Source organism: Brevirhabdus pacifica, from assembly GCF_002797755.1.
Lineage (GTDB): Bacteria > Pseudomonadota > Alphaproteobacteria > Rhodobacterales > Rhodobacteraceae > Brevirhabdus > Brevirhabdus pacifica.
On the sequence record NZ_PGFI01000011.1, the window covers coordinates 56,141 to 77,737 of the forward strand.

Consider the following 21,597-nt stretch of genomic DNA (forward strand, 5'->3'; position numbering starts at 1 on the left):
GCCACCCCTCTTCCCCCAATTCCCGAAGGATCCCTTTCCATGTCCCACCCGATGCCCATGGCCGATACCACAGAACCCGTGACGGTCGATTACGACCTGCTGGAAAAAACCATCGCCAGCCTGACCGAGGGGGAGACCGACGCCGTCGCCCTGATGGCCACCATCGCCTGCGAGGTGCATCATGCCGATCCCCGTTTCGACTGGACCGGCTTCTACCGGGTCGTCGCGCCCGGGCTGCTGAAGATCGGCCCCTATCAGGGTGGCCATGGCTGCCTGAGCATCCCCTTCACGCGAGGGGTCTGCGGCGCGGCGGCGCGCAGCGGCCAGGTGCAGCTTGTCCCCGATGTCGAGGCGTTCGAAGGGCATATCGCCTGCGCCTCCTCGACCCGGTCCGAGCTGGTCCTGCCGGTGTTCGACAAGGCCGGAGAGGTGATCGCGGTCTTCGACATCGACAGCGACCGGCCCGACGCCTTCACCGCCCAGGATGCCGAACGGTTGGAGAAGATCCTGGCGGCCGCCTTTTCCTGAGCGCCGGTCCCGGGGCTGGCAGGCCCCCTCCGCGGCGCTAGATCTTCGCGTGCAAGCACCGGAATGGAGGATGCGATGAGCGATGTGACACTTCTGGACGGCGGCATGGGGCAGGAATTGCTGAAGCGGTCGGGCGGCACGCCGACACCGCTCTGGGCGACCTCGGTCATGCTGGAACACCCCGGCATGGTGCGCCACGTGCACGAGGATTATTACGCCGCCGGCGCCGATGTGGCGACGACCAACACCTACGCCCTGCTGCCCGACCGGCTTGCCGGCACCGGGCACGAGGACATGTTCGAGCGCCTGATCAACGAGGCCATCCACGAGGCCCAGGCGGCCCGCGCCAATTACCCCGACCGGCTGATCGCCGGATCGCTGGGGCCGCTGCGCGCCTCCTACCGGCCCGAGCTGTGCCCGGCCGCGACCGAGGCCGCCAAGGAATATGCCCCAAGTGTCGCCATCCTGGCGCGGCACGTCGACAAGTTCCTGATCGAGACGATGTCCTCGGTCGAGCAGGCGCGCGGCGCGCTGATGGCCGCGCGCGAGGGCGGGCGGCCCATGTGGCTGTCGATGGCGGTGGACGAGAAGGACGGCACGCGTCTGCGCTCGGGCGAGGCGCTGGCCGACCTCGCGCCGCTGATCGACGTCTACCTGCCCGAGGCGGTCCTGATCAACTGCTCCCCGCCCGAGGTGGTACCCGCCGGGCTGGAGGTGCTGGCTGAGTTCGGCATCCGGTTCGGGGCCTATGCCAACGGCTTCACCGGGATCACCGACGCCTTCCTGACCGACCGGCCCACGGTCGATGCCTTGTCCGCCCGCACCGACATGACGCCCGAGGTCTACGCCGACCACGTCATGCGCTGGGTCGATCAGGGCGCCACCATCGTCGGCGGCTGCTGCGAGATCGGCGTGCCCCATATCGCCGAGATCGCGCGCCGCCTGGGCAAGTAGCGCCGGCCCCTGGCGGGCGAGATCCGTAGCGGCCCGCCTGGACGTCAGCTTGCGGATCGCGCCCGTCTCTGGCAGGAACGGGCGCCAGTGCCCCCGCCTTGAAGGATGCCCACCGTGACAGTGACCGGGCCTGACGCCAGCGCAAATGCCAACGCAGAAACCAGCCCCGGCAAAGGATCTGACAAAGATCCCGAGACCGGCGCCGGAACTGCCCCCGCGCCCGTCCTGCACGGCGCCGACTACGATCCACCGCAGGATCCGCTGGCGGTCGTTCATCACGACCATCAGATTCTTCTGGTCGACAAGCCCGCCGGACTGCTGTCGGTGCCCGGCAAGGGCGCGCACCTGGCCGATTGCCTGATCGCGCGGGTGCAGGCGGTCTTCCCCGAGGCGCTGCTGGTGCATCGGCTGGACAGGGACACCTCGGGGATCATGGTCTTCGCGCTGACCCATTCCGCCCAGCGGCATCTGGGGCTTCAGTTCGAAAAGCGCCAGACCCGGAAGACCTATGTCGCCCGCCTGACCGGCCGGCTGGAGGAGCGTCGGGGCACCGTCGATCTGCCACTGGGCGTGGACTGGCCCAACCGGCCGCGCCAGCATGTGGATCACGAGAACGGGCGCGCGGCCGTCACCGACTGGCGGGTGGTCCGTTACGAGGAGGCGGACGAGGATCTGCCCGAGGGCGCAACGCGGGTCCGCCTGACGCCGCACACGGGCCGCTCGCATCAACTGCGGGTGCATATGCTTGAGATCGGCCACCCGATCCTGGGCGATCCGCTTTACGCCAGCGGTGCCGCCTTGAGGGCGCCGCGCATGATGCTCCATGCCGAAAAGCTGAAGCTGCGCCACCCGGACGGCGGCGAATGGCAGAGTTACTCGGCCAAATGCCCGTTCTGACCTGAACCGCGCCCGGCAGGGCCGCCCTTATCCCTCGATCGGCTCCAGCAGCTCGCCGAGGCGCGCGCGCAGGTGCTCGTGCTGGCTGGGCAGGCGCAGGGCCTCGCCGAGGTGGGCGACATCCTCGTCCCGGTCGAACCCCGGCTCGTTGGTCGCCACCTCGAAGAGGATCCCGCCCGGCGTGCGGAAGTAGATCGCCCAGAAATAATCCCGGTCGATCACGGGCGTCACCTGGTAGCCCGTGTCCAAAAGCGCCTGGCGCACCTCCAGTTGCTTTTCCCGGTTCTCGACCGAAAACGCGATGTGGTGGACCGAACCCGCCCCCTGGTCGGCACGGCCGGCGGCGGGCAAGGTCTCGAGGTCGATGACATTGGCCGCATTGCCGCCCGGCACCACGAGGCGGCGGGTGTTGCCCTGGCGCTCCTGCTCCTCATACCCCATGAAACGCAGCAGCTCGGCCGTGCCCCCTTCGTCGCGCAGGCGCATGCTGGCCGAGTGGAAGCCGCGGATCGCCATGTCCTCGGACAGGCCGCTGCCGGTCCAGGGGGTGCGCTGGTCGGCCGTCTCGACCAGGGCGAGGCGCTCTCCGTCGGGCCCGTCGAATTCCAGACGCTCCTCGCCGAACGAGGCTGTCCGCTCCAACTCGTGGACCCCGGCGCCGGACAGCCGCTCGGCCCAGGCAGGCAGGCTTCCCACGGGCACGGCAAAGGCGGTGGTGCCCACCTCGCCCACGCCCGGTTTGCCGGGGGCCGCGTCGGGGAAGGGGAAATAGGTCATCACTGTGCCCGGCGTGCCCACCTCGTCCCCGTAATAAAGGTGGTAGACATCCGGCGCGTCGAAATTGACCGTCTTCTTCACCCGCCGCAGGCCCAACGTGTCGGTGAAGAAGCGGTTGTTGGCGCTGGCGCTGCTGGCAAGCGAGGTGACGTGGTGAAGCCCTTTGATCTGCTTGAGCATGGCGCGTCCTCCGGCGAATTGGGGCGGGACAGGCCCCGGTGGGCCTGTTCCCATCCTATCACATAGGGCGCGACAGGGGACTGCAAACGGCGGTCTGCCCGGGGGGTGCCCCCCGGGTCAGGGCTGGCTCAGCCGGCCGACCAGCCGCTGACGGCCTTGGTCTCAAGAAACTCCTCCAGCCCGAAGCGCCCTCCCTCCCGGCCGTTGCCCGACTGCTTGTAGCCCCCGAAGGGCGAGCCCTGGCCGAAGGCCTGGTAGTTCATCTCGACCATGCCCGAGCGCAGGCGCCGCGCGACGCGCTGGCAGGTCTCGGGGTCCGAGGACTGGATATAGTTGGTCAGGCCGTAGGCGGTGTCATTGGCGATGGCGATCGCGTCCTCCTCGCTGTCGAAGGGCATCATCGTCAGCACGGGGCCGAAGATCTCCTCGCGGAAAATGGTCATGTCGGCGGTCGCGTCGGCAAAGACCGTCGGGCGCACGAAATACCCCCGGTTGGTCCCCTCTGGGCGGCCGGGTCCGCCGGCCAGCAGGCGCGCGCCCTCGTCGATGCCCTTCTGGATCAAGTCCTGGATCTTGTTGAACTGGGTCTCGTTGACGACCGGACCGATATGGCGCCCCTCGGCGCTGGCGGGGCCGGTGGCGGTCGCCTCGGCGGCGGCGCGGGCCTCTTCCAGGGCCTGCTCGTAGCGGTCGCGCTGGACCAGCATCCGGGTCGGGGCGTTGCACGACTGACCGCTGTTGCGGAAGCATCTGATGACGCCCTGTTTCACTGCCTTCTCATGGGCGTCGGCGAAGATGATGTTGGCGCCCTTGCCGCCCAGTTCCAGCGACACGCGCTTGAGCGTATCCGCCGCCGCCTTCGAGATCGCGGTGCCCGCCCGGGTCGAGCCGGTGAAGCTGACCATGTCGATATCGGGATGCGAAGACAGCTGGCTGCCGACGCCGGGGCCGTCGCCGTTCACCAGGTTGAAGACGCCGGCGGGGAAGCCCGCCTCGTCCATCAGCTCGGCAAAGAGCATGGCCGACAGGGGCGCCACCTCGGACGGTTTCAGAACGACGGTGCAGCCGACGCCCGCCGCCGGCGCGACCTTCAGCATGATCTGGTTCATCGGCCAGTTCCACGGAGTGATGAGGGCGCAGACGCCGATCGGCTCACGCAGGATCATCTCGGTCGGGGCCTGGGGGCCGAGAGGGGCCTCGAAGCGGAAATCGCGCAGCGCCTTGATGAAGCCGTCCAGGTGGAAGGACCCGGCCCCGACCTGGGCCGAGCGGGCCAGATCCACGGGCGCGCCCATTTCGGTGCTGATGGCGCGGGCCATGTCGTCGGCACGGGCCTTGTAAAGCTCCAACAGCTTTTCCAGGTGGCCGATCCGGGTCTCGAGCGGGCTTTGCGACCAGCCCTCGAAAGCCCGGCGCGCGGCGGCAACCGCGGCGTCGGTGTCGGCCCGGTCGCCCAGCGAGATCACCGCGCAGGCCTCTTCGCTGGAGGGGTCGATCACCTCGTGGTCGCGCGGTGCGGCGGGGTCTACCCAGGCGCCGTCGATGTAGAATTTCCGATGGTCGATCATGTCATCCTCCAGGGCAGATCCGCGATCACAGTCTCATTGCCGGGAGGGGGCATCAAGAAGATTTCGGACCCGCCCCCGACCCGGCCCTGAACTTCGCCCTGACCCCTTTCCCCAACATCCGCCGCGATCTTTTTCTGTTGCCCTTGGCCCCGTTCCCCATACATGGAGAAAGGGCAATTCCAGGGGCGAGAGGCCGGATGAAAGACACGAAACCCAGCAGCCGTCCGGTCACGGTGATAGGATGGCGCGAAAAGATCGCGCTGCCGGACCTGGGGCTGCCGCTGATTCACGCGAAGATAGATACCGGTGCGCGGACCTCGGCGCTGCATGCCACCCGCATCCGACCTTTCGAGCGTGACGGCGAAAGCTGGGTGCGGTTCCACATCCCTCACGCGGGGCTGACCCGGGCCGCCGATTGCGAGGCCCGGCTGGTCGACCGCCGCGAGATTCGCAACACCAGCGGTATCGGCGAGGAGCGGCACGTGATCGCGACCGCCCTGCTGATCGGCGGGCGGCGCTGGACGATCGAGATCTCGCTGGCCGACCGGGCCGGCATGGCGATGCCGCTGATCCTGGGGCGCACGGCGATCCGGCGGCACCGGGTGCTGGTGGATGCCGGACGCTCCTTCCTGGCGGGTCCGCCCGCCGGCAGGGGAGGTGCCGAAAAGACGAAGCGGGCGGCCGGAAAGCCCCGGGCGGCCAAAACCCAGACCATGGAAAGGGACGACGAATGAAGATCGCGATGCTGGCAAGGAACGCCGAGCTCTATTCCCACCGTCGTCTCAAGGAGGCGGCCGAGGCTCGTGGGCACGAGTTGAAGATCATCAACACGCTGCGCTGCTACATGAACATCGCCTCGCGCCGGCCCGAGATCTATTACGAGGGCGAGAAGCTGCCTCAGTATGACGCGGTCATTCCCCGCATCGGCGCCTCGATCACCTTTTACGGCCTCGCGGTACTGAGGCAGTTCGAGATGCAGGGCGTCTATCCGCTGAACGAATCCGTGGCCATCGGGCGATCGCGCGACAAGCTGCGTTCGATGCAGCTTCTGGCGCGGGACGGGATCGGCCTGCCGGTGACGACCTTCGCCCACGATTCCAAGCAGACCGAGGAGGTCGTGCGCCTGGCGGGCGGCGCGCCGTTGGTGGTCAAGCTGCTGGAAGGCACCCAGGGCATCGGCGTCGTCCTGGCCGATACGGACCGTTCGGCCAAGTCGGTGATCGAGGCGTTCCGGGGCGCCAACGTCAACATCCTCGTTCAGGAATTCATCAAGGAAGCCGGCGGCACCGACATCCGCGCGCTGGTGGTCGATGGCAAGGTCGTGGCCGCCATGCAGCGCACCGGCGCCGAGGGGGAGTTCCGCTCGAACCTGCATCGGGGCGGCAGCGCCAAGTCGATCAAGATCAGCCCCGAGGAACGCGCCTGCGCGGTGCGGGCGGCCAAGTCGATGGGGCTGAACGTCTGCGGTGTCGACATGCTGCGCGCCAACCACGGCCCCGTGGTGATGGAGGTCAACTCCTCCCCCGGTCTTGAAGGGGTCGAGAAGGCCACCGGCATCGACATCGCCGGCAAGATCATCGAGACCATCGAGAAGCGGGCCAAGCCGGGGCGGACCAGAACGAGGGGCCGCGGCTGATGCCATCGCGGTTACCGCTGGAGCTGGGGGGCAAGACCGTCGCCCCTGGCGAGCGCATGACGATCGACATCCCCGTCAGCGTGATGAGCGACCACACCCCCGTGGCCCTGTCGGTGCATGCGCTGCATGGCAAGCAGCCGGGGCCGACCCTGTTCGTCAGCGCCGCCGTTCATGGCGACGAGATCATCGGGGTCGAGATCGTGCGCCGCCTGCTGCGCGCCCCCCAGCTTTCGCGACTGCGCGGCACGCTGCTGGCCATTCCCATCGTCAATACCTTCGGCTTCCTGTTGCACTCGCGCTACCTGCCCGACCGGCGTGACCTGAACCGCTGTTTCCCCGGCAGCGCGCGCGGCTCGCTCGCCGCGCGGCTGGCGCAGAAATTCCTGACCGAGGTGGTCAGCCGCTCGGATTTCGGGATCGACCTGCACAGCGCGGCCATCCACCGCGAGAACCTGCCCCAGGTGCGGATCTCGCCCGGCCGGCCACGGCTGCCGGCCTTTGCCAAGGCCTTCGGCGCGCCGGTGGTCCTGACCTCGCCGTTGCGGGACGGATCGCTGCGCGGGGCCGCCGCCGAGATCGGCGTCGACATGCTGCTTTACGAGGCGGGCGAGGGGTTGCGTTTCGACGAGGCGGCGGTGCGGGCCGGTGTCTCGGGCATCCTGCGTGTGATGCGGGAGCTTGAGATGATCCCCGCCAAGGGTGTGTCAAAGCCCCGGGTCGCGCCCGTGATGTGCAGCGGCTCAAGCTGGACCCGCGCGCCCGTGGGCGGCCTTTTCCGGGCCTTCCGCTCGACCGGGGAAACGGTCGTCGCGGGCGATGTGATGGGGGTTGTCTCGGACCCGTTCGGCGACATCGACACCGAGGTGCGGGCGGCCTCTTCGGGGGTGGTGGTGGGTCGCGCGACCTTCCCGGTCGTCAACGAGGGCGACGCGCTCTTCCACGTGGCGGCGATCCCCTCGGCCGATGCGGCGGACGCGGCAGTGGACGGGCTGGCCCGTCAGCTGACCGAGGATCCGATGTTCGATGAGGATGAGATCATCTAGCCAGCGCCCGCCGGATATTGGCTATCGTCGTCACGGCCCCGCAGGGCCGTGGCGCAGGCTTGGACGTCAGTGGACCAGCCGGCCCACCTCGGTCACCAGGTCTTCGACCTTGCCCGGCTTGGCGCAGATCTTCACACCCGGAAACAGCTGGGTGATCGCGCTCAGGTCCGAGCGGCCGGTGTGAAAGAGGAACGGCACGTGCCGCTCCGCCAGGATCTTCGCCAGGGGAAAGACCTCGTCGCCGTGCAGGTCCACGTCGAGGACGGCGGCGTCGATCTCTTCCAGCCCCTCGAGGGAGCGGAGCCCCTCGTCCAGGTGGCCCACGGGGCCCAGCAGGATTGCACCTGCCGCGCCGAAGGCTGTCTCGATATCCAGCGCAACCAGCATCTCGTCCTCTGCCACGAAGATGCGCTTGGCGCGGAGCGAGGGCTTTTGCGGGGTTGCGATTTCACAGGGGCGAGACCCCCGGGATCCCGCAATATTCGCGTAGCTCTTCATTTGTCTGCTCTCCATATGCCCCGAGGCTCAACCCCCCTCACTAGGAGGATGGTTCCAATGCTTCGGTTCGGTCGCACTTTCGTGATGTATTAATGTCACCGGGCAGTGGCAGCCGGTGGCGAGCGGGACGGGGCTGGTTGCCCTTCTGTCGGCGGCACAATGCAAAAGGCCCCGGCTTGTTCCGCCGGGGCCTCGCATTTTTTCAGGTTACGTGGGGTCGCGAAGGGCTCAGGCCTCTTCGCCGGCCTTCGTTTCCTCTTCGCCGGTCTCCTGGTTGACCATCTTCATGGACAGGCGAACCTTGCCGCGATCGTCAAAGCCCAGCAGCTTGACCCAGACTTCCTGGCCTTCCTTCAGAACATCCGAGGGATGGTTCAGGCGGCGATTCTCGATCTGGCTGACGTGCACCAAGCCGTCGCGCTTGCCGAAGAAGTTCACGAAGGCGCCGAAATCGACGATCTTCACGACCTTGCCCTTGTAGACCTTGCCTTCCTCGGGCTCGGCCACGATCGAATAGATCATGTCATAGGCCTTCTGGATCGACTCGTTGTTCGGGCTGGCGATCTTGATGACACCGTCGTCGTTGATGTCGACCTTGGCACCCGAGGTTTCCACGATCTCGCGGATGACCTTGCCGCCCGAACCGATCACTTCACGGATCTTGTCGGTGGGCACGGTCATGGTCTCGATCCGCGGCGCGTGGGCCGAGAATTCCTGACGACCTTCGGACAGGGCCTTGGACATTTCGCCAAGGATGTGCAGGCGACCTGCACGGGCCTGCTCCAGCGCCTTTTCCATGATCTCGGGCGTGATGCCCGCGACCTTGATGTCCATCTGAAGGCTGGTGATGCCCTCTTCGGTACCGGCAACCTTGAAGTCCATGTCGCCCAGGTGGTCTTCGTCACCCAGGATGTCGGTCAGGACCGCGTAGGAGCCGTCGTCTTCCAGGATCAGACCCATCGCAACGCCGGCCACGGGGGCCTTCAGCGGAACGGCGGCGTCCATCATGGCAAGCGAGCTGCCGCAGACGGTGGCCATCGAGGACGAGCCGTTGGACTCGGTGATCTCGGAGACCAGGCGGATGGTGTAGGGGAAATCGGTGGCGGCGGGCAGCACGGCCTGAAGCGCGCGCCAGGCCAGCTTGCCGTGGCCGATTTCACGACGGCCCGGAGGGCCAACGCGACCAACCTCGCCCACCGAGTAGGGGGGGAAGTTGTAGTGCAGCAGGAAGTTCGAGCGCGAGTTGCCGTGCAGCGCGTCGATGATCTGCTCGTCCTCGCCGGTGCCCAGCGTGGTCACGACCAGCGCCTGGGTCTCGCCGCGGGTGAACAGCGACGAGCCGTGGGTCCGGGGCAGGATGCCCACTTCGGAGACGATCGGGCGCACGGTGTCGAGGGCGCGGCCGTCGATACGCTTGCCACCCTTGACCACGTCACCGCGCAGGATCGACGATTCCAGCTTCTTGAAGGCCGAGCCGAGGTTGGCGTCGGAAAGCTGCTCTTCGCTGAGCGAGGCCTTGACGGTTTCACGGGCCGCCGAGATGGCGTTGGTCCGCTCTTGCTTGTCGGTCAGGGCGAACGCGGCGCGCATGTCCTTCTCGCCGGCCTTCTTCACAGCGTCGTAAAGCGCGCTGTAGTCGGGGGGCGTGAAGTCGAAGGGCTCTTTCGCGGCTTCCTCGGCCAGATCGATGATCAGGTCGATCACGGGCTGGATCTGCTCGTGGCCGAACTTGACCGCTCCCAGCATCTCGGCTTCGGAAAGCTCGTATGCCTCGGACTCGACCATCATCACGGCGTCCTGGGTGCCGGCGACAACCAGATCAAGGCGCTGATCGGGGTTGTTGCGCAGGCCGTCCATGTCGCTGACTTCGGGGTTCAGGATGTATTCGCCATCCTCGTAACCCACGCGGCAACCGGCGATCGGACCCATGAAGGGCGCGCCCGACAGGGTCAGCGCGGCCGAGGCGGCGATCATCGCAACCATGTCCGGGTCGTTGACCAGATCGTGGGACAGGACGGTGCACATCACCAGAACTTCGTTCTTGAAGCCGGGGACGAACAGCGGGCGGATCGGGCGGTCGATCAGGCGGGCGGTCAGCGTCTCTTTTTCGGACGGGCGCGCCTCGCGCTTGAAGAAGCCGCCGGGCACTTTACCGGCAGCATAGTATTTTTCCTGATAGTGAACCGTCAGCGGGAAAAAGTCCTGACCGGGCTTTTGTTCCTTCGCGAAGGTCACTGCGGCCATGACCGAGGTCTCGCCATAGGTGGCGATGACGCAGCCGTCGGCCTGACGGGCAATCTTGCCCGTTTCCAGAGTCAGGGTGTCTTCGCCCCACTCCATCGATTTCTTTGAAACTTTGAACATCTCGTATCCTGTCTGGGGCGCGTCCGGCGTTCCGGTCGCCCCGATTGAATGGCGGCCCCATTGCCGCCGCCCCTGTATCGTTTCCATGCGCCGGGGCCAGGCGTCACGTCGCAGATGCGAGGCCCTTACAGCAAAACGCTCCGCGTGGCCATGGGCACGATTCCCCCTGGCGATCATTTCCCGGAGAGCGCTGGCGGGCCTCGGGGCGGCACTGCCCGCGGTCGATCCGGTCGCAGCAAAGAAAAAGGCCGCCCCGAAGGCGGCCTTTCCTGATTGGTGTCTCTGCGGCTGAAATCAGCGGCGCAGGCCCAGGCGCTTGATGAGGTCCTGGTAACGGGCCTCGTCCTTGGCGCGGGTGTAGTCCAGCAGCTTGCGGCGCTGGGCGACCATCTTCAGAAGACCACGGCGGCCGTGGTTGTCCTTCTTGTGGGTCTTGAAATGCTCGGTCAGGGTGGCGATGCGGCTGGACAGGATGGCAACCTGGACTTCGGGCGAACCGGTGTCGCCTTCCTTGGTTGCGAATTCCTTCATCAGGCGCTGCTTGTCTTCGACGGTGATCGACATCGGGGTCTCCTTCGAGGTTGAGTGGATGGCGCAGGCCGGGATGTCGTCCAGCACAGGCCCTTGGAGGCACCTCCCGGAATCGGGGGATGGGCGCGTATAGGAGAATTCCTTGACGATGGAAAGGTGATTCCCGCAAGAGGCCGGATCGGTGCGGCCTTCCTGTCCGATTGTGGCCTAACCTTGTCCCTTCGTCCTCAGTCCTGCCTTACCATCTGCCATGCCCCTGAGATTGTTCGCGAACGCGCGACAATCAGGGGGGAAAACTTGCCAGACGCCACGAGACAGAGTCATTGTTGATTAACCAACGGGTGGGGGCCCGATGGCGTCGCGGGCCAGAAGGCGCGTGGACGCGGAGGGTTGAAAATGTTCGCAGCGGGAAGCTTTCTGCTGATGATGACCATGGGCATGGTGCTCGACATCTTTGGCAACGAGGATGACGAGGCGCAGTCCGGGCATGATGATTCCGACAACCTCCGTGATCACGGCACGGGCGAGGGCGCTCAGGCCCATTCGATGATGGCCGACGACCCCGACGCGGGCGCCGGCACCGTCGAGGGCGGGGCCTCCATGGCCACCATCCTCGAATTTGCCGCCTATGCATCGGAGGCCGAGGCCGGTTCGGCCGAGCTTCCCGACGCGTTCGATGGCGCGATGACGGGCACCGACGGCGCCGATGTCCTGCGCATGGACGGCGGGTCAAGCTCGTTCGGGCAGGTCAGCTACCTGGCAGGGCTGGGCGGCGATGACGTGCTGGAGGGCAGCGCGGGCATGGATGTCCTGTTCGGCGGCGGCGGGGATGATGAGCTCAGCGGCGGCGCCGGCAACGACGTGCTGGTCGGCGGCGACGGTGCCGATTTGCTGAACGGCGGCGAGGATGACGACTGGATCTATGCCGGCCAGAACGACACGGCCACCGGCGGCGAAGGCGCAGACACCTTCATCCTGGGAAGCTGGTACGCCGAACCCGGGGAGCCGGCCCATGTCACCGACTATGATGATCAGGAAGACCAGATCGTCGTCGTCTACGATCCCGAAACAGGCCCGCCGCCCGAGATCACGGTCCAGACCGACCCCGACACCGGCGTCTCCCACATCTACGGCGACGGCGCGGAGCTCGCGCAAGTGGATGGTCCCACCGAGGCCGAGGATATCGTTGTCTTTGCCCAGGCCCTCGACGCGTTCTAGGGCCCGGCGCCGCGCCAGCAGGTCGCTGCGTTCCAACTGCCGTCCCGGCAGGTCGCCGTCAGTCCCAGGGCTGCGGCGTCGTTTCGTAGGAAATGTAAAGCGGGTGGCGCGGGTGGCCGGCCTTGGACAGTCCCAGGTGCCGCACCGGCTTACCGCAACCCCTCAGAAGCCGCTCGACCTCGGGGCCACGCTCCAGGTGGGCGCCGTGGGTGCCCCAGGCGGCGATCACCTCGTCTGCCCAGGCACAGCCCTCACGGATGGCCTCGTCATTGGCGGGGCCCACCGGATCCTCGGCCCGGCGCATGGCGCGCGGGTCGGTATCGCGCCAGGCGAAGATGTTGCCGACACGGAACGCCCCGAAGCCCAGCGCCCGCGCCCGCCGCTCGCACCGTTCGACCGTGGGGTCGTTCTGGACCTCGGTCGCGGTCGAGGGGTTCAGCATCACGAAGAACACCTTCGGCCCCGCCGGATCCCAGACCCGGGTCAGCGAATAGCGGTATCGTTCGCAAGGCGAATAGACGGCGGTCGAGGGCGCGTCGCCCTTCTGGTGGCTGCGGATGATCATGGGGTGGTTGTCGCCAATGGGCCGGGGCTTGGCAAGCGGGCAGCGCGCCCGCCCGCTCAGCCGACGAAGACGCGGCTGGGGTGCAGCTCTCCGGCGCGGTAGGTGCCGACGGCGATGGCGCGCCCCTCGAACGAGGCCCATGCCTCGTCGCCATACTCGGCGTCCGAGGTCAGGACCATGCCCGGATTGCCGTTGCGCAGGCGCGTCGCACCCTCGGCAGTGGTAGGCAATTCCGGCAGGTCGGCTAGGCCCAGTTCCAGCGGCAGCAGGTGGTCGTCCAGCGCGGGCGTGCGCGCCAGTTCCTCGACCTGGTCCATGCTCAGGCCGTCCTCGGCATCGAAGGGGCCGGACCAGGTTCGGCGCAGCTCGCGGACGTGGCCGCCGCAACCCAGCGCCTGGCCCAGGTCCCGTGCGATCGACCGGACATAGCCGCCCTTGCCGCAGACCATCTCGAGGGTGACGTGATCTGCATCGGGCCGCTCGACCAAACTCAGCTCCTCGACCCAAAGGGGGCGGGCGGCCAGCTCCAGCTCCTCGCCGCCGCGGGCAAGGGCATAGGCCCTCTCGCCGTCGACCTTCACGGCCGAGAACTGGGGCGGGACCTGCATGATATGGCCGCGAAAGGCGGGCAGGGCAGCGTCGATCTCGGCGTCGCTGGGGCGCAGGTCGCTTTCGGCGATGACCTCGCCCTCGGCGTCGTCGGTGTTGGTGGTCTGGCCCAGACGCACGGTGAAGCGATAGGCCTTGAGCGCATCGGTCACGTAGGGAACGGTCTTGGTCGCCTCGCCCAACGCCACGGCCAGCACTCCGGTCGCCTCGGGGTCCAAGGTGCCGGCATGGCCGGCCTTCTTGGCATCAAAGGCCCAGCGCAGCTTGTTCACCACGGCGGTCGAGCTGATGCCGGCGGGCTTGTCGATCACCACCCAGCCCGAAATGTCGCGTCCCTTGCGTCTGCGGCCCATGTGTCCAGATCCATCTGCTTGCGGAAGATTGCGAAAGACCGGCCTGCTACCCAAAGCGGGGGCGCGGGTCAATGCGAACCCGCCTGTTTGAGGTCCGGCAGGCCGTCAGTCGGAGGCGGCGGTTTCCTGGCCTGCCTGCTCAACCACGCCGACGATCGGCCCCATCTCGGGGCCCAGATCATAGCGACCCATCGAGGGCGCATAGAGGCGCGAGACGTTGCCGTCGATGTAAAGCGCGTTGGGCGTTCCCAGCTCGTCCCGGAAGAGGCGGGCGAACTGGTGAAAATTGACCGAGCTGTCGGACATGACGAAGACGGCGCGGCGCCCGTCGGGGCTGACGCCGACGCCGTTGCGGATCAGGCGCGAGCTGCTGTCGCGGTTGAACTTGGGATGAAGCTTTCCCTCGATCACCAGCATGGGGCCGGATTGCGAGGCCTGGCGACACTCCAGCGCCGCCTTCTCGAAACGCAGCGTCTCCATCACCCAGGCCCGGGCGTCGCCCAGGCAGAAGACGCCGTTGGGCAGCATCCCGAAGTTGCCGGGGCCGGGGTTGGTGATAAGGCGCATGCGCTCGTCACCATCCACGACCAGGTGCCCCACGGGGGCACGGTTGGTGTGATACATCCCGCCGTTCATGGCGAAGGCCAGACGCTTGTCGTCTTCGGCCAGGGCCTCGTCCAGGCGGTCGAACTGACCCCATGGGCGCCCATCGGCGTCGGTCTGGAAAAGGCGCAGGTCCTCTTCCGGCAGGGCCACCTCGCAGACCGAGAATCGCACCCCCTCGAAATTGCGCTTGCCGCATTCGACGGCGCCGGCGGGCAGGGCGCCCAGCATCGGCAGCAGAAGGGCAAGCAGGGCAAGGGCTGTGCGGATCCGGACGCTCATCGTCTCAATCCTCCTGCCGGGTCCCGTCGGGAGTGTCCGACCCGGCAATATCGTCGTAGCCATCTTCGCCCTGATCGTCTTCATCGGCGCGGGCCACGTCGCGCCGGACCTTGTCGTCTTCCAGCAGGCGACGGGTGTCGTCCATACGGTCGAAGGTCTCGTCGATGCGGAACCGCAGCTCGGGCGCGTATTTCAGGGTCAGGTTCTTGGCGACCTGGTGGCGCAGCTCGTGGCGGTTGTTGCGCAGGGCAAGAAGGGCCTCCTCGCGGCCCTGGCCGCCCAGGGGCAACACGAAGGCAGTCGCCACCTTCAGGTCCGGCGATGTGCGGACCTCGCCCACGGTGATGGACATGCGGTTCAAGTCCGGATCGTGGATATCGCCACGGTTCAGGACATCGGCCAGCGTGCGCCGGATAAGTTCGCCCACGCGCAGCTGACGCTGTGAGGGACCTTCATCGCTGTTGAAACGTTTTTTCGCCATGAACGCCGACATAATCCGCATTCGCCCGGCAGGCAACCGAGCCTTTGCCAAGGGCGGGCGCATTGGCTAAACGGAACCGAACCAAGCAGGAGTGCCGAAATGAGCGAATTGCCGGGAATCGTCGTGACAGGGGCGTCGGGCCGCATGGGCCAGATGCTGATCCGGATCATCCGGGAAAGCGACCGGGCAAGGCTTGTCGGTGCGATCGAGCGGTCGGGACATGAATGGGTCGGCCAGGACGTGGGCCGGGCCATGGGCGGCGCCGATTGCGGCGTCATCGTCACCGACGAACCGCTCGAGGCTTTTGCCAAGGCGCAGGCGGTGATCGACTTCACCGCCCCCGAAGCGACGCTGGAATTCGCGAAACTGGCGGCGCAGGCCCGGGCCGTGCACGTGATCGGTACCACCGGCATGAGCGATGAGCAGATTGCCAAGCTCGAACCCGCCGCGCGCCACGCGCCCATCGTGCGCGCCGGCAACATGAGCCTGGGCGTCAACCTGCTGACCCAGTTGACCCGGCAGGTCGCCGCCGCCCTGGGCGAGGAATTCGATATCGAGGTGATCGAGGCCCATCACCGCCACAAGGTCGATGCCCCCTCGGGCACCGCATTGATGCTGGGCGAGGCCGCCGCCGAAGGGCGGGGCGTCGCGCTTGAAGATGTCTCGGACCGGGGGCGCGACGGGATCACCGGCGCGCGCAAGCCGGGCGATATCGGCTTTGTTGCCGTCCGCGGCGGGGACATCGTGGGCGAACACGACGTGCTTTTCGCGGGCGAGGGGGAGCGGATCATCCTGCGCCACGTGGCCACCGACCGGGCGATCTTTGCCCGGGGCGCACTGCGCGCGGCACTCTGGGGTCAGGACAAGGGCCCGGGGCAGTATGACATGATCGACGTGCTGGGCCTGCGCCGCGACTGAGTTCGCAACCTCGCAAACTCGGCAGCCCGGTCAGAAATCGATGGCCAGTCCCTTCTTTTCCCAGTCGCCGTAGCGCACGGGCTCCGGCCCTTCGCGGCCCCCCAGTTCGACCGGCCGGTCCTTTTCGCCGGCCTCTGCCAGACGGCGGCGTTCCTCGGCCTCCGCCAGGGCGCGGCGGGCTGCGGGGGGCAGGTCGCGCGATGCGGCTTCGGAACTGACGTTCTGGCGTTCGGGATGGTCCGGGGTGGTCATGCGCTTTCCTGACGGTGGCTGCTGCGGTTTCCTTGAGGCCTGGACACAGTTGATATAGGCAAGCGCGATCGCAGGACAACCGGGAAGCATCGCATGGCAAAGGCGGGACTGGCGGCGCGCAAGGCCGCGGCAGAGATCGTCGTGGGCGTCACCGCCGACGGCCGCAGCCTGATGGAGCTGCAGGATGTGCTGGAGCGGCTGGAGCCGGCGGACCGCGCCCGGGCCGGCCGTCTGGCGACCACCGCCCTGCGCCACCTGGGCCGCACCGACAGGGTCCTGGCCCCCCACATGCGCAAGCGTCCGCCCGCCTTCACCCTGGCGGTGCTGCGCCTTGCCACGGTCGAGATCTGTCACGAGGGGGCCGCCCCCCATGGCGTCGTCGACAGCGCCGTGGCGCTGGTGCGCGGCCATGCGCGGCAGAACCGTATGTCGGGCCTGGTCAACGCCATCCTTCGGAAAGTGGCCGAGGAGGGCCCCGCGCGCTGGGCCGCCCAGCCGCCCGACCGCTTGCCCAAATGGCTGCGACAGCCCCTCCGCCGTGCCTGGGGCGACGCCGCCGTGGCGCGGATGGAACGGGTCCACGCCAGCCACCCGCCCGTGGACCTGACCCTGCGCGACCCCTCCCGGGCCGAGGCGCTCGCCGAGGCATTGCCCGCCGGGAGTGACGGTGCAGAAGGCGATGGCGCGGCGGTCGAGGTTCTGCCCACAGGCAGCCTGCGTCTGGCCGAGCCGGGCCGCATCTCGTCCCTGCCGGGCTATGCCGAGGGGGAATGGTGGGTCCAGGATGCCGCCGCCGCCCTGGCCGCGCGGATGCTTGATGTGCGCCCGGGCGAAAAGGTGCTGGACCTTTGTGCGGCACCGGGTGGCAAGACCATGCAGCTTGCCGCCGCCGGCGCCGAGGTGACGGCGCTGGATCTGTCGCCCGCGCGCCTGGAGCGGCTGCGCCAGAACCTCGAACGCACCGGGCTTGAGGCCCGGGTCGTCGCCGGCGACGCCCTGGCCTTTGCCGAGGGGCCCTTCGACGCGATCCTGTTGGACGCGCCCTGTTCGGCCACCGGCACCATCCGGCGCCACCCCGACCTGCCCCACGCGAAGGCCACCCGCGACCTTTCAGCGGTCACCGAGTTGCAGGCGCGTCTGCTGGATCACGCGCTGAGCCTGCTGGCACCCGGCGGGCGGCTGGTCTTCTGCACCTGCTCGCTGTTGCCCGAGGAGGGCGAGGCGCAGACCGTGGCGGCGCTGGCGCGCCACCCCGGGCTCAGGGTCGACGAGGGCTGGTCTCTGGACGGGATCGACCCCGCTTGGCGCAGCGCCGAAGGCGGCCTTCGCCTGCGCCCCGACCTGTGGGAAGAGCGCGGCGGGATGGACGGTTTCTACATGGTCCGTTTTCAGCGATGACAGCTTATCCGGGGCGCGGTAGACTGTTCCAAACACCACCCACCCCGAGCAGTGTCAGCAATCCGGATTTAGATGTCTTTTGAGACGACCGCAGGTTTGACCCCCTCAGACGGATGGTCGGGCCGTGGGGCGCGGCTGTTGAACCGGCTGCATGCCCGCCTGTCCGGCCTTGCACCGCCGGCGGTGGCCTTCGTCTCGCAACCCGAACCGCGCACCATCGGATCTGTCGCGCGGGGGCGTCAGATCCTGGCCGGCAACTACATGTTCGCCGGTCATCTGGTCGAGTCCGAGGCGCCTTCGCTCTGGGATGTGCCAATGCCCTCGCTGGCCTTCGAGCAGGAGCTTCACGGCTTCGGCTGGCTGGATGATCTGGCGGCAGTGGGCGACGCGGCGGCCCGGCGCAAGGCGCAGATGTGGCTGAACGACTGGGTCCGCCGGTACGGGCGCGGACGTGGGCCGGCCTGGACCCCCGACCTGACCGGGCGGCGCATGATCCGCTGGATAAACCACGCGATTTTCCTGCTGCACAGCCAGAGCCGTGAGGCCTCTGCCGCCTATTTCTCCTCGCTCGGGCATCAAAGCGTGTTCCTGTCGCGCCGCTGGAAAAGCGCCTCGCCCGGCCTGCCGCGCTTCGAGGCGCTGACCGGGCTGCTTTATGCCGGGCTGTCGCTTCAGGGCATGGACCGCCATGTGCGCCCCGCCATGCGCGCCATCGCCGCCGAGTGCCGCGAGCAGATCGACGCCGAGGGCGGCATTCCCACCCGCAATCCCGAGGAGCTGCTTGAGGTCTTCACCATGCTGACCTGGTCGGCGGCGGGGCTGAGCGAGGCCGGGCAAATGGCCGCCCGCGACCACGTGCTGGCGATCGAGCGGATCGCACCCACCCTGCGGGCCCTGCGTCACGCCGACGGGGGTCTGGCCCGATTCCACGGGGGCGGGCGGGGTGTCACCGGCCGGCTGGATCATGCTCTGGCAGCATCAGGGGTCAAGATCGCCGCCAATGCGGGTCTTTCCATGGGGTATGCGCGGATATCTGCCGCCCGCACCAGCGTCATCGTGGATGCCGCGCCGCCGCCCGCGCCGGCCGTCTCCTACAACGCCCATGCCAGCACCCTGGCGTTCGAGCTAACGTCGGGCCGCCGCCCGGTGATCGTCAGCTGCGGCTCGGGCCTCAGCTTCGGCGGGCGCTGGCGACAGGCGGGACGGGCGACGCCGCTGCACTCGACCCTGTCGATCGACGGCTTCTCCTCGTCCCGGCTGGGGGCCCGCCGCCTGATCCGCGGGATTGAGCGGGAGCTGCTGCTGGATGCGCCGACGGATGTTCGCGCCCGCATGACCCGGGGCGACGAAGGCCACGCGCTGATGCTGGCCCATAACGGCTACGGCCGCACCCACGGGCTCAGCCATGTGCGGCGGCTGGAGCTGTCGGTCGACGGCCGCACGCTGGAGGGGGAGGACACGCTGGGCGCGATGAATGATGCCGACCGGCGGCGGTTCGACCTGCATCTCAACCGCAACGGGCTGGACAAGGTGGGCTTTGCCATCCGCTTTCACATCCATCCCGACGCCGAGGCCGAGCTTGACCTCGGGGGGCGGGCCATCTCGATCGCCCTGCGCTCGGGCGAGGTCTGGGTGTTCCGGCAGACGGGCGACGGCGCGCGCCTGGGCCTGGAGGGCAGCGTCTACCTTGAGCGGGGGCGGCTGAAACCGCGCGAGACCCGGCAGGTCGTCCTTCGCGCCGCCGTGACAGAATACGCCACCCGCGTTGGCTGGACGCTGGCCAAGGCGCAGGATACACCCTCGCACATTCGCGACCTTGAACGCGACGAGATGACACCGATTTGACCGCCTGCTGCTGAGGATGACCACCATGACCGATCTTGTGCCGGTGCGCCGCGCCCTGCTTTCCGTTTCCGACAAGACCGGTCTGATCGACCTGGGCCGCGCCCTGGCCGAGCGGGGGGTGGAACTGCTGTCCACGGGCGGCACCGCCGCTGCCTTGCGCGACGCCGGCCTTGACGTGCGCGACGTGTCGGAGGTGACGGGCTTTCCCGAGATGATGGACGGTCGGGTCAAGACCTTGCACCCCATGGTTCACGGCGGCCTGCTGGCCCTTCGCGACGATCCCTCCCACGTTGCCGCCATGGACGAGCACGGCATCGGCGCCATCGACCTTCTGGTCGTCAACCTCTACCCGTTCGAGCAGACCGTCGCCCGCGGCGCGCTTTACGATGAATGCATCGAGAATATCGACATCGGCGGCCCGGCCATGATCCGTGCTGCCGCCAAGAACCACGGCTTCGTCAACGTCGTCGTGGATGTCGAGGATTACGAGCCCCTGCTGGCCGAGATGGCCGCCAACGACGGCGCCACCTCGCTGAACTTCCGCCGCCGGCTGGCCCAGAACGCCTATGCCCGCACCGGGGCTTACGACGCGGCTGTCTCGAACTGGATGGCCGGCGCGCTTGAGCTGGCCGCGCCCCGCCGCCGCGTGGTCGCGGGCGAGTTGTCGCAGACCCTGCGCTATGGCGAGAACCCCCACCAGTCCGCCGCCTTCTACGTCGACGGCCGCGACCGGCCCAGCATCGGCACCGCCCGCCAGCACCAGGGCAAGGAGTTGAGCTACAACAACATCAACGATACCGCCGCCGCCTACGAGCTGGTGGCAGAGTTCGACCCCGCCGAGGGTCCGGCCTGCGCTATCATCAAGCACGCCAACCCCTGCGGCGTGGCCCGGGGCGACAGCCTGCTCGACGCCTACCGCGCCGCCTATGATTGCGACCGCACCTCGGCCTTCGGCGGCATCGTCGCGCTGAACCAGCCGCTGGACGCCGCCACCGCCGAGGAGATCACCCAGATCTTCACCGAGGTTGTCATCGCCCCCGGCGCCGACGCCGACGCGATGGAGATCTTTGCCGCCAAGAAGAACCTGCGCCTGCTGACCACCGACGGCCTGCCGGATGTGACCGCCGCCGCGCTGTCTTTCCGCGACGTGCCGGGCGGCATGCTGGTACAGGACCGCGACGTGGGCCGCATCACGCTGGACGACCTGAAGGTCGTGACCAAGCGCGCGCCCACCGAGGAACAGATGCGCGATCTTCTTTTCGCCTGGACCGTGGCCAAGCATGTGAAATCCAACGCCATCATCTATGCCTCGGGCGGTGCCACCGTCGGTGTCGGCGCAGGCCAGATGAGCCGCGTCGACAGCACCCGGATCGCCGCCCGCAAGGCCCAGGACATGGCCGAGGCGCTGGGCCTGTCGAAAAGCCCCGCAGAAGGGTCGGTCGTCGCCTCGGACGCCTTCTTCCCCTTCCCCGACGGCCTTCTGACCGCAGCCGACGCCGGGGCCCGCGCCGTCATCCAGCCCGGTGGCTCGATGCGCGACGACGAGGTGATCGCCGCCGCCGACAAGGCGGGTCTGGCGATGGTCTTCACCGGCATGCGTCACTTCAGGCACTAGGATGCGGCTTCTCGCTCTTTTCGCACTGATCGGATTCGCTCTCGACCAGGGCAGCAAGTTCGCCGTGGTCTTCGGGATGAACCTGATCTCGCGGCTGTCGATAGACGTGCTCCCGCCTTATCTGAACTTTCGGATGGGCTGGAACACCGGCATCAACTTCGGCCTTTTCGGTGGCGAGGCCGAGGTCATGCGCTGGGCGCTGGTCGCCCTGGCCCTGGTGCTGAGCACCGCCCTGATCGTCTGGGCGCGGCGCAGTTTCACCCGGCGGATTGAATTCGCGGCCGCCGGATTGATCGTCGGCGGCGCGCTTGGCAACGCGGTCGACCGGGTCGCCTATGGCGCGGTCGCCGATTTTCTGAACATGTCCTGTTGCGGTATCTCCAACCCCTACACGTTCAACCTGGCCGATGTCTTCATCTTCGCCGGGGCCTTCGCGCTGGTGCTGTGGGGCGGGGAAAAGAAGACCCCGTGACGCGGCATTT

The 21,597-nt window shown here is 67.8% G+C and carries 22 protein-coding genes; 12 read left to right on the top strand and 10 right to left on the bottom strand.

Translation table 11 applies throughout. The features are described from left to right. The first annotated feature begins 39 nt into the window (after positions 1–39). The 3 genes from CLV77_RS00475 (at position 40) to CLV77_RS00485 (ending at position 2,379) form a co-directional block, all read left to right on the top strand. The gene (locus CLV77_RS00475) at positions 40–528 is read left to right on the top strand and encodes a GAF domain-containing protein (protein WP_083707762.1); all 489 of its coding nucleotides are present in this window, start codon (positions 40–42) and stop codon (positions 526–528) included. A gap of 75 nt (positions 529–603) precedes the next feature. Continuing rightward, positions 604–1,482: a homocysteine S-methyltransferase family protein gene (locus CLV77_RS00480; RefSeq protein WP_076981074.1), complete on the top strand. Its 879-nt coding sequence runs from the start codon at positions 604–606 to the stop codon at positions 1,480–1,482. A 225-nt stretch (positions 1,483–1,707) separates the two neighbouring features. Next, complete coding sequence (locus CLV77_RS00485; RefSeq protein WP_076981073.1) at positions 1,708–2,379, top strand: pseudouridine synthase; 672 nt, start codon at positions 1,708–1,710, stop codon at positions 2,377–2,379. Positions 2,380–2,406: 27 nt separating this feature from the next. On the opposite strand, the gene CLV77_RS00490 is transcribed toward CLV77_RS00485, so the two are convergent. Both CLV77_RS00490 and CLV77_RS00495 read right to left on the bottom strand, forming a co-directional pair. Beyond that, positions 2,407–3,336, bottom strand: coding sequence for a VOC family protein (locus CLV77_RS00490; RefSeq protein ID WP_076979742.1), 930 nt, complete (start codon positions 3,334–3,336; stop codon positions 2,407–2,409). 128 nt (positions 3,337–3,464) lie between these two features. Beyond that, positions 3,465–4,904 carry an aldehyde dehydrogenase family protein gene (locus tag CLV77_RS00495; RefSeq protein ID WP_076979741.1) on the bottom strand — a complete coding sequence of 480 codons (1,440 nt, stop codon included), beginning with the start codon at positions 4,902–4,904 and terminating at the stop codon, positions 3,465–3,467. 197 nt (positions 4,905–5,101) lie between these two features. Between CLV77_RS00495 and CLV77_RS00500 the strand changes: the two genes are divergently transcribed. The 3 genes from CLV77_RS00500 to CLV77_RS00510 are packed head-to-tail and all read left to right on the top strand — an operon-like array spanning position 5,102 to position 7,583. Continuing rightward, the gene (locus CLV77_RS00500; RefSeq protein ID WP_076979740.1) at positions 5,102–5,638 is read left to right on the top strand and encodes an ATP-dependent zinc protease family protein; all 537 of its coding nucleotides are present in this window, start codon (positions 5,102–5,104) and stop codon (positions 5,636–5,638) included. Next, entirely contained in the window at positions 5,635–6,540 is a 906-nt protein-coding gene (rimK, locus tag CLV77_RS00505; RefSeq protein ID WP_076979739.1) for a 30S ribosomal protein S6--L-glutamate ligase, read from the top strand. The genes CLV77_RS00500 and rimK overlap by 4 nt, the downstream gene beginning before the upstream one ends. Beyond that, on the top strand, positions 6,540–7,583 hold the full coding sequence (locus CLV77_RS00510; RefSeq protein WP_076979738.1) for a succinylglutamate desuccinylase/aspartoacylase family protein: 1,044 nt from the start codon (positions 6,540–6,542) through the stop codon (positions 7,581–7,583). The genes rimK and CLV77_RS00510 overlap by 1 nt, the downstream gene beginning before the upstream one ends. Before the next feature lie 66 nt (positions 7,584–7,649). Here CLV77_RS00510 and CLV77_RS00515 read toward each other — a convergent pair whose 3' ends face one another. From CLV77_RS00515 to rpsO, 3 genes are all read right to left on the bottom strand, one after another. Continuing rightward, entirely contained in the window at positions 7,650–8,081 is a 432-nt protein-coding gene (locus tag CLV77_RS00515; RefSeq protein WP_085047300.1) for a response regulator, read from the bottom strand. 228 nt (positions 8,082–8,309) lie between these two features. Continuing rightward, entirely contained in the window at positions 8,310–10,445 is a 2,136-nt protein-coding gene (gene pnp / locus CLV77_RS00520; RefSeq protein ID WP_076979736.1) for a polyribonucleotide nucleotidyltransferase, read from the bottom strand. 294 nt (positions 10,446–10,739) lie between these two features. After that, positions 10,740–11,009 (bottom strand): 30S ribosomal protein S15, encoded by a 270-nt coding sequence (rpsO, locus tag CLV77_RS00525; protein ID WP_076979735.1) that lies wholly within the window; start codon positions 11,007–11,009, stop codon positions 10,740–10,742. Between the two features lie 363 nt (positions 11,010–11,372). Here rpsO and CLV77_RS00530 point away from each other — a divergent pair, with 363 nt between their 5' ends. Continuing rightward, positions 11,373–12,194: a calcium-binding protein gene (locus CLV77_RS00530; protein WP_076979734.1), complete on the top strand. Its 822-nt coding sequence runs from the start codon at positions 11,373–11,375 to the stop codon at positions 12,192–12,194. A gap of 58 nt (positions 12,195–12,252) precedes the next feature. Here CLV77_RS00530 and CLV77_RS00535 read toward each other — a convergent pair whose 3' ends face one another. The 4 genes from CLV77_RS00535 to rbfA all read right to left on the bottom strand — a co-directional run bounded on the left by CLV77_RS00535 (position 12,253) and on the right by rbfA (position 15,087). After that, on the bottom strand, positions 12,253–12,759 hold the full coding sequence (locus CLV77_RS00535; protein ID WP_076979733.1) for a DUF1643 domain-containing protein: 507 nt from the start codon (positions 12,757–12,759) through the stop codon (positions 12,253–12,255). Positions 12,760–12,815: 56 nt separating this feature from the next. Then, on the bottom strand, positions 12,816–13,721 hold the full coding sequence (gene truB / locus CLV77_RS00540; RefSeq protein ID WP_076979732.1) for a tRNA pseudouridine(55) synthase TruB: 906 nt from the start codon (positions 13,719–13,721) through the stop codon (positions 12,816–12,818). Between the two features lie 105 nt (positions 13,722–13,826). Next, positions 13,827–14,606 carry a phosphodiester glycosidase family protein gene (locus CLV77_RS00545; RefSeq protein ID WP_076979731.1) on the bottom strand — a complete coding sequence of 260 codons (780 nt, stop codon included), beginning with the start codon at positions 14,604–14,606 and terminating at the stop codon, positions 13,827–13,829. A gap of 4 nt (positions 14,607–14,610) precedes the next feature. After that, entirely contained in the window at positions 14,611–15,087 is a 477-nt protein-coding gene (gene rbfA / locus CLV77_RS00550; RefSeq protein WP_076981072.1) for a 30S ribosome-binding factor RbfA, read from the bottom strand. 99 nt (positions 15,088–15,186) lie between these two features. On the opposite strand from rbfA, the gene dapB reads away from it, so the two are divergent. Beyond that, on the top strand, positions 15,187–16,005 hold the full coding sequence (gene dapB / locus CLV77_RS00555) for a 4-hydroxy-tetrahydrodipicolinate reductase (protein ID WP_076979730.1): 819 nt from the start codon (positions 15,187–15,189) through the stop codon (positions 16,003–16,005). A 30-nt stretch (positions 16,006–16,035) separates the two neighbouring features. On the opposite strand, the gene CLV77_RS00560 is transcribed toward dapB, so the two are convergent. After that, positions 16,036–16,257 (bottom strand): DUF1674 domain-containing protein, encoded by a 222-nt coding sequence (locus tag CLV77_RS00560; protein ID WP_076979729.1) that lies wholly within the window; start codon positions 16,255–16,257, stop codon positions 16,036–16,038. Positions 16,258–16,350: 93 nt separating this feature from the next. On the opposite strand from CLV77_RS00560, the gene CLV77_RS00565 reads away from it, so the two are divergent. The 4 genes from CLV77_RS00565 (at position 16,351) to lspA (ending at position 21,587) form a co-directional block, all read left to right on the top strand. Beyond that, positions 16,351–17,655: an RsmB/NOP family class I SAM-dependent RNA methyltransferase gene (locus CLV77_RS00565; protein ID WP_076979728.1), complete on the top strand. Its 1,305-nt coding sequence runs from the start codon at positions 16,351–16,353 to the stop codon at positions 17,653–17,655. A gap of 96 nt (positions 17,656–17,751) precedes the next feature. Then, positions 17,752–19,500 (top strand): heparinase II/III family protein, encoded by a 1,749-nt coding sequence (locus CLV77_RS00570; RefSeq protein WP_076981071.1) that lies wholly within the window; start codon positions 17,752–17,754, stop codon positions 19,498–19,500. 25 nt (positions 19,501–19,525) lie between these two features. Next, positions 19,526–21,115, top strand: a complete 1,590-nt coding sequence (purH, locus tag CLV77_RS00575; protein ID WP_076981070.1) for a bifunctional phosphoribosylaminoimidazolecarboxamide formyltransferase/IMP cyclohydrolase — start codon at positions 19,526–19,528, stop codon at positions 21,113–21,115. Position 21,116: 1 nt separating this feature from the next. Then, on the top strand, positions 21,117–21,587 hold the full coding sequence (lspA, locus tag CLV77_RS00580) for a signal peptidase II (protein WP_076979727.1): 471 nt from the start codon (positions 21,117–21,119) through the stop codon (positions 21,585–21,587). The last annotated feature ends 10 nt before the right edge of the window (positions 21,588–21,597 follow it).

What these genes read in the sequence shown, in the direction of transcription:
- CLV77_RS00475 (WP_083707762.1), top strand. Translation starts at nt 40, where the DNA reads ATGTCCCACCCGATGCCCATGGCCGATACCACAGAACCCGTGACGGTC.
- CLV77_RS00480 (WP_076981074.1), top strand. Translation starts at nt 604, where the DNA reads ATGAGCGATGTGACACTTCTGGACGGCGGCATGGGGCAGGAATTGCTG.
- CLV77_RS00490 (WP_076979742.1), bottom strand. Translation starts at nt 3,336, where the DNA reads ATGCTCAAGCAGATCAAAGGGCTTCACCACGTCACCTCGCTTGCCAGC.
- CLV77_RS00495 (WP_076979741.1), bottom strand. Translation starts at nt 4,904, where the DNA reads ATGATCGACCATCGGAAATTCTACATCGACGGCGCCTGGGTAGACCCC.
- CLV77_RS00500 (WP_076979740.1), top strand. Translation starts at nt 5,102, where the DNA reads ATGAAAGACACGAAACCCAGCAGCCGTCCGGTCACGGTGATAGGATGG.
- rimK (WP_076979739.1), top strand. Translation starts at nt 5,635, where the DNA reads ATGAAGATCGCGATGCTGGCAAGGAACGCCGAGCTCTATTCCCACCGT.
- CLV77_RS00510 (WP_076979738.1), top strand. Translation starts at nt 6,540, where the DNA reads ATGCCATCGCGGTTACCGCTGGAGCTGGGGGGCAAGACCGTCGCCCCT.
- CLV77_RS00515 (WP_085047300.1), bottom strand. Translation starts at nt 8,081, where the DNA reads ATGAAGAGCTACGCGAATATTGCGGGATCCCGGGGGTCTCGCCCCTGT.
- pnp (WP_076979736.1), bottom strand. Translation starts at nt 10,445, where the DNA reads ATGTTCAAAGTTTCAAAGAAATCGATGGAGTGGGGCGAAGACACCCTG.
- rpsO (WP_076979735.1), bottom strand. Translation starts at nt 11,009, where the DNA reads ATGTCGATCACCGTCGAAGACAAGCAGCGCCTGATGAAGGAATTCGCA.
- CLV77_RS00530 (WP_076979734.1), top strand. Translation starts at nt 11,373, where the DNA reads ATGTTCGCAGCGGGAAGCTTTCTGCTGATGATGACCATGGGCATGGTG.
- CLV77_RS00535 (WP_076979733.1), bottom strand. Translation starts at nt 12,759, where the DNA reads ATGATCATCCGCAGCCACCAGAAGGGCGACGCGCCCTCGACCGCCGTC.
- truB (WP_076979732.1), bottom strand. Translation starts at nt 13,721, where the DNA reads ATGGGCCGCAGACGCAAGGGACGCGACATTTCGGGCTGGGTGGTGATC.
- CLV77_RS00545 (WP_076979731.1), bottom strand. Translation starts at nt 14,606, where the DNA reads ATGAGCGTCCGGATCCGCACAGCCCTTGCCCTGCTTGCCCTTCTGCTG.
- rbfA (WP_076981072.1), bottom strand. Translation starts at nt 15,087, where the DNA reads ATGGCGAAAAAACGTTTCAACAGCGATGAAGGTCCCTCACAGCGTCAG.
- dapB (WP_076979730.1), top strand. Translation starts at nt 15,187, where the DNA reads ATGAGCGAATTGCCGGGAATCGTCGTGACAGGGGCGTCGGGCCGCATG.
- CLV77_RS00560 (WP_076979729.1), bottom strand. Translation starts at nt 16,257, where the DNA reads ATGACCACCCCGGACCATCCCGAACGCCAGAACGTCAGTTCCGAAGCC.
- CLV77_RS00565 (WP_076979728.1), top strand. Translation starts at nt 16,351, where the DNA reads ATGGCAAAGGCGGGACTGGCGGCGCGCAAGGCCGCGGCAGAGATCGTC.
- purH (WP_076981070.1), top strand. Translation starts at nt 19,526, where the DNA reads ATGACCGATCTTGTGCCGGTGCGCCGCGCCCTGCTTTCCGTTTCCGAC.
- lspA (WP_076979727.1), top strand. Translation starts at nt 21,117, where the DNA reads ATGCGGCTTCTCGCTCTTTTCGCACTGATCGGATTCGCTCTCGACCAG.